The following is a 13,565-nucleotide window of genomic DNA, read 5'->3' on the forward strand; positions in this document are numbered from 1 at the left end:
AATCAAAACATATAAAATATTCCATAAATTAGATTTAATTGTCATCTCATCGAGGAGATTGCTTATGGAAGATTTTGGAGTAAAAGTTCGAGAACTTAGAGAAATAAGAGGATTTACGAGAGAGATTTTTTGTGGTGACGAAGAGATTCTCTCTAGTCGTCAGCTATCTCGGATAGAAACAGGAAAATCAATACCTAATATTATCACGGTCAAATACATAGCTGAGCGCTTGGGGATGAGTGTTAGTGATTTGTTAGCTGATAAAAATCCAGAATTGTCAGACGACTATTTGTCCTTGAAGCATAAGCTGCTTCGTATCCCAACGTATGGTGATAATCATCGTTTGGAGTTGCGTGAGTTGTATTTTAATCAAATTTATGAATTTTTCTATGACGGCTTGCCTGAAGATGAAAAATTAGTGATCGATTGTTTGCAATCAAAATTAGATGTTTATCGTAGTGGAGACGATGGTTTTGGTCTGGGCTTATTGCAGGATTACTGGTACCAGATGGTTCCTAAGGAGGCTTATTGCTTAAATAACCTTATCTTTTTAGATCTCTATTTGACGTGTTTTGCGCATAAACAAAATCGTGAACGCTTTTATAAAGAGGAGCAGTATGATGAGGTCATGCTTACGTTGTTGAATTTATCCTTTTTTTCAAGCGAGGAAAAGTGTCAACTCAATAATGTCCTCTTAAATCACATCAATATCGCTTTTGAGTTAGGGCGTTGGGATTACGTAGAGCAAGTTCTTGATAAGAGTTTTCATCTGATGGTGGATACTAATGATTATCAGAAACGTCCTATTATCAGTTTGGTGGAGTGGAAATACCGCTTATATGCTAAACATAGCATGGAAACAGCTCAAGAATCATATGGTCATGCGGTTTTATTTGCACAGTTGATGGGAGAAGACTTTTTAAAAGAAAAATTATCCGAAGAATGGTATAAAGATATGGCTGCCAGTCATACGTTTAAAAGATAGGAGACTGTTATGAAAAAATATATGTTTATTTATCTAGCTATGGTTGTTGTCGCTTTTGGTATGGGTTGGTGGGGCATTTAGTTGCTTTGCTTAGATACTCTCTCCATTTAGGAGAGGGTATTTTTATTTGTAGCTGACAAATGTCTCTGAAAATAGTACAATGTCACTATGAAACGATTTTTAGATAGTGATCCAATGGGAGATGAAGAGGTCGTTGAGCGAACTCTGAGACCCCAGTATTTAAGAGAATATATCGGTCAGGATAAGGTTAAAGATCAGCTCAGTATTTTTATTGAGGCGGCAAAAGTGCGTGATGAAGCGCTAGATCATGTATTGTTATTTGGCCCTCCTGGGCTCGGTAAGACAACGATGGCTTTTGTCATTGCTAATGAATTAGGGGTCAATCTCAAGCAAACCTCAGGACCTGTGATTGAAAAAGCAGGTGATTTAGTAGCGATTCTAAATGATTTAGAGCCTGGAGATGTTTTATTTATTGATGAGATTCACCGTCTGCCTATGGCTGTTGAAGAGGTCTTATATAGTGCGATGGAGGATTTTTACATTGATATTATGATAGGTGCAGGCGATACTAGTCGTAGTGTTCATTTAGAATTGCCACCGTTTACTTTGATTGGTGCAACAACTAGAGCAGGTATGCTGTCAAATCCGTTGAGGGCACGTTTTGGGATAACAGGTCATATGGAATACTATGAAGATGTTGACTTGACAGAGATTATTGAGCGGACGGCAGATATCTTTGAGATGGAGATAACACATGAAGCTGCTAGAGAGTTAGCAATGCGAAGTCGTGGAACACCTCGTATTGCCAATAGATTGCTTAAGCGGGTGCGTGACTTTGCACAGATTCGAGGAAATGGTTTGATTGATGAGGAGATGACCGATCAAGCGTTGACCATGTTAGATGTTGATCGTGAAGGATTGGATTATATTGATCAAAAGATCTTGAGGACTATGATTGAGATGTATCAGGGTGGACCAGTAGGATTAGCTACCTTATCTGTCAATATTGCTGAGGAGCGCGAGACGGTGGAGGATATGTACGAGCCTTATTTGATTCAAAAGGGATTTCTCATGCGGACACGAACAGGACGTTTGGCTACTAGAAAGGCGTATGAGCATCTCAATTATCCTTTACCAGAGATTAGTGATTAGAGACTGCAATCAGCGAGTCTTTCTTTTGTGTGCTTAGTAAGAAACCTAAGCATATATAGCTTAATGATAGGGAAAATGCTATAATAGAGGGTAATATAAAATGAGGGTAGTGTGATGAAGAAAGTATGTTTTGTCTGCTTGGGCAATATCTGTCGAAGCCCGATGGCAGAATTTGTGATGAAGGATTTAGACAAAGAAGGAAAGCTTGAGGTTGCTAGTCGTGCGACATCTGATTGGGAACATGGGAACCCGATTCATCGTGGCACACAAGCTATTTTCTCAGAGTATGCGATTGACTATGATAGTCATAAGACGTCTCAAAAGATTAGCCAAGAAGACTTTGCGTATTTTGATGTGATTGTCGGTATGGATGAGCAAAATGTTGCTGATTTATTGGGAATGTCAAACGGACGCTTTGATGATAAAATCGTCCTTTTTCGCTCAGGAGGTGTACCAGATCCTTGGTACACAGGTGATTTTGAAGAAACTTACGACCTAGTCAAAGAAGGCTGTGCCTCTTGGCTAGCCAAGTGGGCAGACTAAAATGATGAAAAAACTGGAAAAAACACAAGACCTCCAAAAACGTCCCCTTCCTCAATTGTCACGAGGAATGTGGGAGTTGATTGTTCTTTTGGTGATAGTTGTCTTTGCTTTGAGTGTCTTTACGGTCACTCTAAGATCTAGAGGGACTCTGACTTATAATAGTAGTACAGGCGCGTTGACTTATAAGGGTACGATTGTCAATCATCGTATGAACGGTCAAGGGCTACTTACCTATCCTAATGGTGATAGTTATGAAGGCCAACTGACCAATGGTGTCTTTAATGGTCAGGGGACTTTTAAAGCAAGCAGTGGTTGGTCTTATACAGGTGAGTTTAAAAATGGTAAACCAGACGGCAAAGGCACCTTGACTGCCAAAGATGGAACCGTCTATAAAGGGGAGTTTAAGCAGGGGATTTACCAAAAATGAGAATAAAATGGTTTTCACTGGTACGTATTACAGGCCTAGTGCTGGTTTTGTTGTACCATTTCTTTAAAAATACGTTCCCAGGTGGGTTTGTTGGTGTTGACATTTTCTTTACCTTTTCAGGGTATTTGATTACGGCATTATTGATTGATGAGTTTGCGCGTAGTTCTAAAATAGACCTTTTAGCGTTTTATAAGCGAAGGTTTTACCGCATCGTACCTCCACTTGTTTTAATGGTGTTGCTGACGATTCCGTTTGTCTTTTTAGTGCGTAGTGATTTTCGTGCTAATATTGGTCAGCAGATTTTAGCGGCTCTAGGATTTACTACCAATTTTTACGAGATATTGACGGGTAGTAGTTATGAATCACAGTTTATTCCGCATCTTTTTGTGCATACGTGGAGCTTAGCCATTGAGGTTCATTTTTACTTGCTCTGGGGATTTTTAGTCTGGTGGCTAAGTCGTACTGTTAAGACGCAGCAACGTTTGCGTGGTCAAATTTTTATTTTGTCACTCGGATTTTTCTTGGTCAGCTATTTGAGTATGTTTGTGCGTTCTTTTTTTGCAGCTAATCTCTCTAGCATTTACTTTTCGACTTTGTCGCATATTTTTCCTTTCTTTCTTGGTTCTGCTTTGGCAACCTTATCAGGTGTCAAGGAGACGATGGGACAATTCAGACGGACAGTTGCTAGATGGAGCTTGCGACGCGCTATTTTGACTATGGTAGTGAGTGGTGTAGGCTTAGCTTTTTTGACCTTCTTTCTCCAGTTTGAAAGTCAGCTAACGTATCTATTTGGTTTTTTGTTAGCTAGCTTATTAGCCTCAAATATGATTTATGGTGCTCGTGTTTTGCATGAAAAGACGCCTAATGTTAGTGAGCCCTTCTTGGTGACTTTCTTTTCAGATATCAGCTATGGCTTGTACTTATTTCATTGGCCGTTCTATGTGATTTTCAGTCAGATTGTTGACAATTGGTACGCTGTTTTCTTGACAATGCTCTTTTCGATTATCTTTTCAAGCTTGTCATTTTACATTATCGAGCCTTATATTGCTGGCAAGACCCCACAACTTTGGTCCATTGATATTGATTTATCTCCTTATCGCAAGTGGTTTGTAGCTATAGTCAGTGTGCTTGGCGGCATTACCGTTTTGACAATGGCTACGGCCCCTGCTATGGGAAATTTTGAGTCTGAATTATTAGTGAATTCGCTAGGCCAGGCACAAACATCTCTGAATCGCACGCATACTCTGCTTGCTGGAGATGCCAATGCTCTGAGTGATGTGACTGTGATTGGTGATTCGGTTGCCTTGCGCTCTAGTGCCGCATTTGCAGCAGATATGCCAGAAGCGCAGCTAGATGCTGCTGTTAGCCGTAATTTTGAAGGCGCTTATGAGATTTTTGAGCAAAGCATTCAAGCTGATAGCCTCTCGCAAATTGTCGTGTTAGCAGTAGGTGTCAATTCTTTAGATAATTATCAAGCGGAGTTACAGCAGTTTATTGATAAGCTACCATCAGGACATCGCTTGGTGCTTGTCAGTCCTTACAATGCTAAAAACCTCTCGGCTGTCAAGAATGTCAGAGACTATGAATTAGAGTTAGCGAAAAAGTATCCCTATGTCACGGTTGCTGACTGGTATCAGACTGCTATAGATAATCCTGCTATCTGGTTAGGGTCAGATGGTGTCCACTATAGCGATAGCGATGATACGGGTGCTAGTCTTTATGTCAAAACCATTAACGATGCGGTTAAAAAAGCAGCTAAACAAGAAGCCAAACCATAAAAGAGAAGCTTTTAGCTTCTCTTTTAGTGTCTTTCAAAAAGTATCTCAAATATTCTGAACATTTATGATATAATATTTTTTATAGATTATCTTTTGAGTGAGGACAGAGCATGACACTACTATATCAATCAACTCGTGACGCAGAAAATGTTGTGAGTGCTAGTCAAGCGATTTTACAAGGTTTGGCAATAGATGGTGGATTATTTACACCGCAGCATTTTCCTGATGTTGACTTGGATTTTGAACAATTGCAACATGCGTCTTATCAAGAAGTTGCTAAGCTCGTTTTAGGAGCATTTTTAGATGATTTTACAAGTGATGAGCTAGATTATTGTATCACTAATGCTTATGATGACAAATTTGATACGGCAACGATTGCGCCCTTGGTGCGTTTAGACGACCAGTACAATCTTGAGTTATTTCACGGCTCAACAATTGCTTTTAAGGATATGGCTTTGTCTATTTTGCCGTATTTATTGACAACATCGGCTAAAAAGCAAGGTGTGGACAATGATATTATCATTTTGACAGCAACATCTGGAGATACAGGTAAAGCTGCTATGGCAGGTTTTGCTGATGTTTCTGGAACGCAGATTATCGTTTTTTATCCCAAAGATGGTGTCAGCAAGATTCAAGAGTTACAAATGACGACCCAAACAGGTGAGAATACGCATGTTATCGCTATTGATGGGAACTTTGATGATGCTCAGACCAATGTTAAAGATATGTTTAACAATCCAGACTTGCGCCAGCGTTTATTAGCTAATCATAAGCAATTTTCATCAGCTAATTCGATGAATATTGGGCGTTTGTTGCCACAGATTGTTTATTATGTCTATGCTTATGCGCAGTTGGTCAAGACAGGTGAAATCACTAATGGACAGCCCATCAATATCACAGTACCAACAGGTAACTTTGGTAATATCTTAGCTGCTTATTATGCTTATAAGATTGGGCTTCCAGTTCATAAATTGATCTGTGCTTCTAACGAAAATAAGGTATTGACGGATTTCTTTAAAACATCTTTGTACGATAAAAAACGTGATTTTAAAGTGACGTCTAGTCCGTCTATGGATATCTTGGTCTCTTCCAATTTAGAACGCTTAATTTTCCATTTGTTAGATAATGATGCGCTCAAAACAAAAGACTTGATGACGGCTCTAGCAAATGATGGACAGTATCAGCTAGATGCGGTGCGTTCGGATATTTGGGAGTTATTTGAAGCAGGCTTTGCAACTGAGGAAGAGACATCTCAAGAAATTAAAGCGGTATATGAAGCTAATCAGTATATTGAAGATCCTCATACAGCAGTGGCTTCAAAGGTTTACCGTAAGTATCGTAGAGAAAGTGGTGATAACACTCCAACGCTTATTGCTTCTACGGCAAGCCCTTATAAATTTCCACGCGTGGTAGTTGAGGCGATCATTCAAGAAGAGGTGGCAGATGATTTTGCTGCCGTTAACGCACTACATGCCTTGTCCAAAGTAGCTATTCCAAAAGCTGTGGAGGGATTAGACAAGTTGCCAATTCGTCATAAGACAGTCGTTGAGAGTGCTGATATGCAAAAAAGCGTGGAAGCTTATCTTGGTCTTTAATCGCTCAGGGTTGAGACGTGTTTCTCAGCCCTTTCTTTTATGGTAAAATACCAATATGAATAATGAAAATCATCTTTATCGTCGCCAGCTTTTTCAGTTAGCCTTACCTGCGATGATGGAAAATATTTTACAAATTTTGATGGGGGTGACAGATACTTATCTCGTTACTCGCCTTGGCTTAGTCGCCATATCAGGTGTCTCTGTTGCCAATAATATTATTACGATTTATCAAGCTATCTTTATTGCCTTGGGTGCGGCAACATCAAGTTTAATAGCAAAGTATATAGGGCAAAAAAACGCCAAAGGGTGTTTACAATTGCAAGCCGATAGTATCGTCCTAGCTTTTATAGTCAGTTTGATTTTAGGAGGGCTCTCTCTTTTTGGGGGTGAAAGTCTTATTGGAGGGCTAGGTACTAATCAATCCGTTGCTCAGATTGGGGGACTTTATTTAGCCATAGTCGGTGGTGGTATCGTTAGTTTAGGGATATTGACGATCTTAGGTGCTATTCATAGGGCACAAGGACGTCCCAAGCTTCCGATGTATGTGAGTGCCTTTACCAATATCCTAAATGCCATACTGTCTGCTTTGTCTATTACGCTTTTTGACTTTGGAGTTGTCGGTATAGCAGGTGCTACGGTTCTATCACGTGTGGTTGGTTGCCTGATTTTAGCCAGGGCACTTCCAATGGTTGCTATTGGTCATAAGCTACGATTTAAGATTAGTCACGACTTGGTGGCTTTATCACTCCCCACGGCAGGAGAGCGCTTGATGATGCGTGCTGGTGATGTGGCTATTATTGCTATTATAGTGAGTTTTGGGACGCGAGTGGTTGCGGGAAATGCTGTCGGTGAGACCATCACACAGTTCAACTATATGCCTGGCATGGGGGTCGCAACAGCAGTGCTTATCATGGTAGCCAAAGCTTTTGGTGAGAAGGAATATCCGTCTATTAGTAGGATATTAAAGTTTTCTTATGCTAGTGCGGTTGCGATGATGTTTGCTATTGGAGGGCTTGTCTATGCTATGGGTCCTGTTATGTTACCCCTTTTTACCAAGGATACTCTAGCTATGGAGTCTGCTCGCACGGTGATGCTCTTTTCCTTTTTAGGAGGTCCAGCAACGGCAGGGACGCTTATTTATACAGCGTTATGGCAGGCATTAGGCAAAGCCAATCTCCCCTTTTATGCGACAAGCATTGGTATGTGGGGGGTGCGTATTGTCTTAGGCTACCTTTTAGGTATTGGTTTTGGATTAGGTTTAGCAGGTGTCTGGTTGGCAACTGTTTTAGATAATCTTTTCCGTTGGGCTTTTTTAGCGTTTTTGTACCGTTATTATCGTCATAAGTTATTCACTGAAATATAAAAAGAGATGGCTAGCCATCTCTTTTTATGATGCGGAGAAAGGGATTTGAACCCTCACACCCTAAGGTACATGCGCCTGAAGCATGCGTGTCTGCCATTCCACCACCTCCGCAAGCCTCTTTTATTATAGCTTGTTTTGACTCAAATGAAAAGGATTTTATTAAAATAGATGGACAATTATCTAAAACGACTGTCTTGTAAGCCTTTTTAAGTCATTTTATGGTATAATAATAGTATTGATAAAGCTAAAAAGGAGTTCATTTGCAAGGAAGAATTATAAAAGCACTGGCTGGATTTTACTATGTCGAAGCTCATGATAAAGTTTACCAGACACGTGCGCGTGGTAACTTCAGAAAAAAAGGTCAGACACCTTATGTAGGAGACTGGGTAGATTTCTCAGCGAAAGAGCAGTCAGAGGGTTACATATTGTCCATCCATGACCGTAAAAATGCTCTTGTCCGTCCTCCCATTGTCAATATCGATCAGGCAGTGGTTATTATGTCAGCCAAAGAGCCAGATTTTAGTCTTAACTTGCTAGATCGCTTTTTGTTACTCTTAGAGCACAAGGCGATTACCCCTATCATCTATATTTCTAAAACGGATCTTGTCGATGATATGTCTGAGTTGTTTGAGATGCAGGAGACTTACGAGAAGATAGGGTATACGTTTTGTCTCGATAGGGAGGCTCTCTTGCCACTTTTACAAGATAAGGTGACGGTTTTTATGGGGCAGACAGGGGTTGGAAAATCCACTCTCCTCAATAAAATAGCGCCAGGTCTTGATTTGGAGACAGCTGCGATTTCTGATAGTTTAGGGCGTGGACGTCATACGACACGAGCGGTCAGTTTGTATGACGTGCATGGCGGGAAAATAGCAGATACACCTGGCTTTTCATCTCTTGATTATGAGGTGAGTAGTGCGTCTGATTTAAGCGAGGGTTTCCCTGATATTAGACAGTTGAGTCATGGCTGTAAATTTCGCTCTTGTACACATACCCATGAGCCGCATTGCGCTGTAAAGAGTGCCCTAGACTCAGGACAACTTTTTGCGAGTCGCTATGATAATTACCTTCAATTTTTAAGTGAAATTGAAAATCGTCGTGAAACTTATAAAAAGACATTAAAAAGAAAGTAGGCTACCTTATGTATCAAGCTAAAATTGCCCCTTCTATCCTAGCTGCTGATTATGCTCGTTTTGCAGATGAGTTATATCGTATTGAAGCTACTGGTGCAGAGTACGTTCACATTGATATTATGGATGGACAATTTGTCCCTAATATTAGTTTTGGTTCTGATGTTGTTGCTAGTATGCGTAAGCACAGTAAGCTCGTTTTTGATTGTCATCTCATGGTTGTTGAGCCAGAGCGTTATGTGGATGCTTTTGCACAAGCAGGTGCCGACATTATGACGATTCATGTGGAAGCCACAAAGCACATCCATGGTGCTCTCCAAAAAATCAAAGCTGCTGGTATGAAGGCAGGCGTTGTGATTAACCCTGGAACACCTGTTGAAGCGCTGTATCCTGTCTTGAATTTAGTCGATCAAGTGCTTATCATGACGGTTAATCCAGGCTTTGGTGGTCAGGCATTTATCGCTGAGACCTTGGAGAAAGTTGAGGCAGTAGCCGCTATACGAGCTGAAAAAGGTTACACTTTTGACATTGAGGTAGATGGTGGTATAGATGATACAACCATAGCAAAAGCTGCAAAAGCTGGTGCTAATGTCTTTGTTGCAGGTTCTTATCTCTTTAAATCTGCGGATTTGACAGCACAGGTAGCAACGCTAAGGACAGCGCTTTATGACTAAGATAGCTTTAGTAGCAGGTGGTGATGTATCTGGTTTGGATTGGGCGTTTGACCTGTATGTTGGTATAGATGGCGGTGCTATGTATTTGTTTAAGCAGGGCTTGCCACTAGATTTAGCTATTGGCGATTTTGACTCGGTTAGTGCGGAGGACTTGTCACACTTAAGACAAGCAGCTAAAGAGTTGATAAAGGTCCCTAGGGAAAAAGATGACACAGATACTGAGCTTGCTGTCAAAACCATTTTTAAGCGTTATCCCAAGGCTCATGTGACTTTATTTGGTGCTTTAGGGGGGCGCTTAGACCATCTTTTGGGAAATATCTTTTTACCAAGTCATCCCACAATAGCTCCCTTTATGGAACAATTAACGATTTGTGATTGTCAAAATAAAATCACTTTCTTGCCAGGTGGACAGCAGACTCTCTCTCCTGATAATCGTATGGCTTATATTGCTTTTTTAGTTGAAGGAGGAAGTGGCTTTTTAGAGATTAAAGGCGCCAAGTATGAACTGACTAAAGATGTTATAGTTGATCGTCGATTTTATGCTAGCAATGAATTTATCCAGCAACCTATTGTGATAAAGACGGATGGAGACTATGTGATGGTTATAGAAAGTGAGGATAGGCGGTAGTGCAGGTGGTGATTCTTTGTCTTCTGATTTTGCTATGCTGTATTGGTATTTTCTTATATCAGAAGATGACAGATTTAGAACGTCAGATGGAGAAGCATTTGGAAGATTATGCGGATAATTTATCTGAGCAAGTCTCTTATCAAATTGGGAAAGCACAACAAGAGCAGCTGCTAGCATTGACACAACAGCTTAATCATCTGCAGACAGACATTTATCAGCAATTGAGTGATATTCGAGAGGTGTTACATCATCATTTGACGACTAATCGTGATAAGACTGATCAGCGTCTTGATAGTATGCGTCAGCAACTGCAGCAGTCTGTGGCAGCACTTCAAGCGTCCAACGAAGAGCGTCTTGAGCAGATGCGCCAAACGGTTGAAGAAAAATTAGAAAAAACCTTGCAAACACGTCTGCAAGCTTCTTTTGAGACTGTCTCTAGGCAGCTAGAAAGTGTCAATCAAGGTTTGGGTGAGATGAAAACAGTCGCTAAAGATGTTGGTACACTCAATAAAGTTCTCTCAAATACCAAGACACGAGGCATTATGGGCGAGCTTCAGTTGGGACAGATTATCGAGGATATCTTGACAGAGAGTCAGTATGAGCGTGAGTATGCTACGGTTAAAGGTTCAAATGAGCGCGTGGAATATGCGATTAAGTTGCCTGGAAATCACGATGATTATGTTTATCTGCCTATTGACTCGAAGTTTCCGCTGGAAGATTATTATCGCTTAGAGGAAGCCTATGAATCGGCAGATAGAGAGGGTATCGAACGTCATCGTAGGGCACTTTTGGCTAGCATTAAGCGTTTTGCTAAGGATATACAGTCTAAGTATCTTCACCCACCTGAGACGACTAATTTTGGTATTTTATTTTTGCCGACAGAAGGCCTTTATGCCGAAGTTGTTCGTCAACCAGCCTTTTTTGATGCACTGCGTCGTGATGAGCAGATTGTTGTGGCAGGTCCTACTACTTTGTCAGCTCTTTTAAATTCGCTTCAAGTTGGCTTTAAAACGTTAAATATTCAAAAGAATGCGGATGATATTAGTAAGATTCTGGGGAATGTTAAATTAGAATTTGATAAGTTTGCTATCTTGCTCCAAAAAGCGCATAAACAAATCAATACAGCAAGTAAAAGTATCAATAGTTTATTGACAACGCGTACTAGAGCTATTACCAGAGCACTAGATACCATTGAGAATTATCAAGATGACGACACCAAAACACTTTTAGGGCTGGTGCCATTAGAAGAGGAAGTAGATGAAGATTAAAGACATGAAAAAAGACAGTCTTTTTGAAGGATTTTACTTTATCAAAAAGGCTGAGATTCGCAAAACACGAGCAGGAAAAGATTATATCGCAATGACTTTCCAAGATGATAGCGGAGAGATATCTGGAAATTTGTGGGATGCCAAAGACTACAATATTGAAGAATTTGTCGCAGGAAGAGTAGTCTATATGAAAGGACGCCGTGAGGTTTATAATGGTATGCCGCAGGTCAATCAAATCAGTTTGCGTTTACCTATGGATGGAGAGCCTAGTGACCCAGCTCTTTTTAAAGAAAAATCTCCTGTGAATCTAACAGAAGTAAGAGATTATTTAGAACAGACAATGTTTCGTATTGAAAATGCAGTCTGGCAACGGATTGTCCGCAATCTCTATCGAAAACATGACCAGTCTTTTTATTATTATCCTGCTGCTAAAACTAACCATCACGCCTTTGAATCAGGATTAGCCTTTCACACAGCGACTATGATTCGTTTAGCCGATAGCATTGCTGATATTTACCCAGAATTAAACAAAAGTTTACTATTTGCAGGGATTATGCTACATGATTTAGCTAAGGTGATTGAGTTATCTGGCCCTGAAAATACCGAATACACAACACGTGGCAATCTTATTGGTCATATTGCTCTGATTGATGAAGAAATAACAAAGGCCATTATTGAGTTGGGTATTGATGATGCTCGTGAAGATGTGATTGTGCTACGTCATATGGTGTTAAGTCACCATGGTCTTTTGGAGTATGGTAGCCCAGTGCGTCCACGTATTATGGAAGCTGAAATACTTCATATGATAGACAATATTGATGCCAGCATGATGATGATGTCAACTGCTTTGTCTCGTGTGGATAAGGGAGAGATGACCAGTCGCTTATTTGCTATGGATAATCGTTCTTTTTACAAACCTAAATTATAAAATACAAGCTAAAGTCGAACATTTCATTTAGAATGTTCGACTTTTTATTAAAATATGGTATAATAAATCAAAAAATGATAAGCATTGGAGGTTTTTCTATGAAATTGAGACGCAGCGAACGCATGGTTGTCATCTCCAATTATTTGATTAACCATCCCTATCAACTCATTAGTTTAAATACATTTGCCAATCAATATGAAGCCGCAAAATCATCCATATCAGAAGATATTGCTATTATCAAAAAAGCTTTTGAAGAAGCTGGGATTGGTCATATAGAGACCTTGACAGGAGCCAGCGGTGGTGTTCTCTTTACTCCAGGAATCAATCGAGAAGATGCTCAACATATTGTTGAGGATTTACGCATTAGGCTTTCTGAGAGTGATCGTATTTTGCCAGGCGGATACATCTATTTGTCAGACCTTCTTAGCACCCCTCATATTTTAAAAAATATTGGGCGCATTATCGCAGATACATTCAACAATCAAAAAATTGATGCCGTTATGACGGTTGCAACTAAGGGTGTGCCGCTTGCTAATGCAGTTGCTAATATTTTAAATGTTCCTTTTGTTATCGTTCGTAGAGACCTTAAGATTACAGAAGGCTCGACAGTTTCAGTTAATTATGCATCAGGGTCTAGTGATCGTATTGAAAAGATGTTTTTATCGAAACGTAGCTTAAAACCAAATAGTCGAGTTCTTATTGTGGATGATTTTCTAAAAGGAGGAGGCACAATCTCTGGGATGATTAGCCTCTTAAAAGAATTCGAAAGCCAACTGGCAGGTGTTGCTGTTTTTGCTGAAAACACGCAAGAAAATAAAGAACGTCCTTTCACCTATACATCTTTGTTAAAAGTCTCTTCCATTGACGTACTTGCTAATGAAGTATCTGTTGAAATAGGGAATGTTTTTGATAATCATTAAACTGCAAGATTTTTTCTTGCAGTTTTTTAAAAACCTCTTGACAAGTTAGAAAAAAGTTGATAGATTAGTGTAGTTGTCAATTGAGTGTTCACGTCATCCTGAGAAAAAGTTTTGAAAAAAACTTTAAAAAAGCTGTTGACAAGTGATTTAAAA

The 13,565-nt window shown here is 39.9% G+C and carries 13 protein-coding genes and 1 tRNA gene; 13 read left to right on the top strand and 1 reads right to left on the bottom strand.

The genetic code is table 11. The annotated features are described in order from the left end of the window. Positions 1–64 precede the first annotated feature (64 nt). The 7 genes from ACLN19_RS04895 to ACLN19_RS04925 all read left to right on the top strand — a co-directional run bounded on the left by ACLN19_RS04895 (position 65) and on the right by ACLN19_RS04925 (position 7,864). On the top strand, positions 65–985 hold the full coding sequence (locus tag ACLN19_RS04895; RefSeq protein WP_413383888.1) for a helix-turn-helix domain-containing protein: 921 nt from the start codon (positions 65–67) through the stop codon (positions 983–985). Between the two features lie 168 nt (positions 986–1,153). Next, positions 1,154–2,158, top strand: a complete 1,005-nt coding sequence (gene ruvB / locus ACLN19_RS04900) for a Holliday junction branch migration DNA helicase RuvB (protein WP_413383890.1) — start codon at positions 1,154–1,156, stop codon at positions 2,156–2,158. 114 nt (positions 2,159–2,272) lie between these two features. Next, positions 2,273–2,701: a low molecular weight protein-tyrosine-phosphatase gene (locus ACLN19_RS04905; RefSeq protein WP_413383892.1), complete on the top strand. Its 429-nt coding sequence runs from the start codon at positions 2,273–2,275 to the stop codon at positions 2,699–2,701. A gap of 4 nt (positions 2,702–2,705) precedes the next feature. Further along, on the top strand, positions 2,706–3,128 hold the full coding sequence (locus tag ACLN19_RS04910) for an MORN repeat-containing protein (RefSeq protein ID WP_413383916.1): 423 nt from the start codon (positions 2,706–2,708) through the stop codon (positions 3,126–3,128). Then, a complete protein-coding gene (locus ACLN19_RS04915) occupies positions 3,125–4,906 on the top strand; it encodes an acyltransferase family protein (RefSeq protein WP_413383894.1) in 1,782 nt (593 codons plus the stop codon). Before ACLN19_RS04910 ends, ACLN19_RS04915 begins: the two co-directional genes overlap by 4 nt. A gap of 110 nt (positions 4,907–5,016) precedes the next feature. After that, entirely contained in the window at positions 5,017–6,501 is a 1,485-nt protein-coding gene (gene thrC / locus ACLN19_RS04920) for a threonine synthase (RefSeq protein WP_413383896.1), read from the top strand. 55 nt (positions 6,502–6,556) lie between these two features. Next, positions 6,557–7,864 carry an MATE family efflux transporter gene (locus ACLN19_RS04925; RefSeq protein WP_413383898.1) on the top strand — a complete coding sequence of 436 codons (1,308 nt, stop codon included), beginning with the start codon at positions 6,557–6,559 and terminating at the stop codon, positions 7,862–7,864. A 30-nt stretch (positions 7,865–7,894) separates the two neighbouring features. Here the strand turns inward: ACLN19_RS04925 and ACLN19_RS04930 are convergent. Next, a tRNA-Leu gene (locus tag ACLN19_RS04930) sits at positions 7,895–7,975 on the bottom strand. Positions 7,976–8,124: 149 nt separating this feature from the next. Here ACLN19_RS04930 and rsgA point away from each other — a divergent pair. The 6 genes from rsgA (at position 8,125) to purR (ending at position 13,412) form a co-directional block, all read left to right on the top strand. Further along, positions 8,125–8,997, top strand: coding sequence for a ribosome small subunit-dependent GTPase A (rsgA, locus tag ACLN19_RS04935; protein ID WP_413383900.1), 873 nt, complete (start codon positions 8,125–8,127; stop codon positions 8,995–8,997). 8 nt (positions 8,998–9,005) lie between these two features. Then, positions 9,006–9,668, top strand: a complete 663-nt coding sequence (gene rpe, locus ACLN19_RS04940; protein WP_413383902.1) for a ribulose-phosphate 3-epimerase — start codon at positions 9,006–9,008, stop codon at positions 9,666–9,668. Next, the gene (locus ACLN19_RS04945) at positions 9,661–10,296 is read left to right on the top strand and encodes a thiamine diphosphokinase (RefSeq protein ID WP_413383904.1); all 636 of its coding nucleotides are present in this window, start codon (positions 9,661–9,663) and stop codon (positions 10,294–10,296) included. Before rpe ends, ACLN19_RS04945 begins: the two co-directional genes overlap by 8 nt. 5 nt (positions 10,297–10,301) lie before the next feature. Then, positions 10,302–11,564: a DNA recombination protein RmuC gene (locus ACLN19_RS04950; protein WP_413383918.1), complete on the top strand. Its 1,263-nt coding sequence runs from the start codon at positions 10,302–10,304 to the stop codon at positions 11,562–11,564. Continuing rightward, positions 11,554–12,492 carry a 3'-5' exoribonuclease YhaM family protein gene (locus ACLN19_RS04955; RefSeq protein ID WP_413383906.1) on the top strand — a complete coding sequence of 313 codons (939 nt, stop codon included), beginning with the start codon at positions 11,554–11,556 and terminating at the stop codon, positions 12,490–12,492. Before ACLN19_RS04950 ends, ACLN19_RS04955 begins: the two co-directional genes overlap by 11 nt. A 98-nt stretch (positions 12,493–12,590) precedes the next feature. Continuing rightward, complete coding sequence (gene purR / locus ACLN19_RS04960) at positions 12,591–13,412, top strand: pur operon repressor (protein WP_413383908.1); 822 nt, start codon at positions 12,591–12,593, stop codon at positions 13,410–13,412. Positions 13,413–13,565: the final 153 nt, after the last annotated feature.

The organism is Streptococcus lishijunsis, from assembly GCF_047290665.1.
Classification (GTDB): Bacteria; Bacillota; Bacilli; order Lactobacillales; family Streptococcaceae; genus Streptococcus.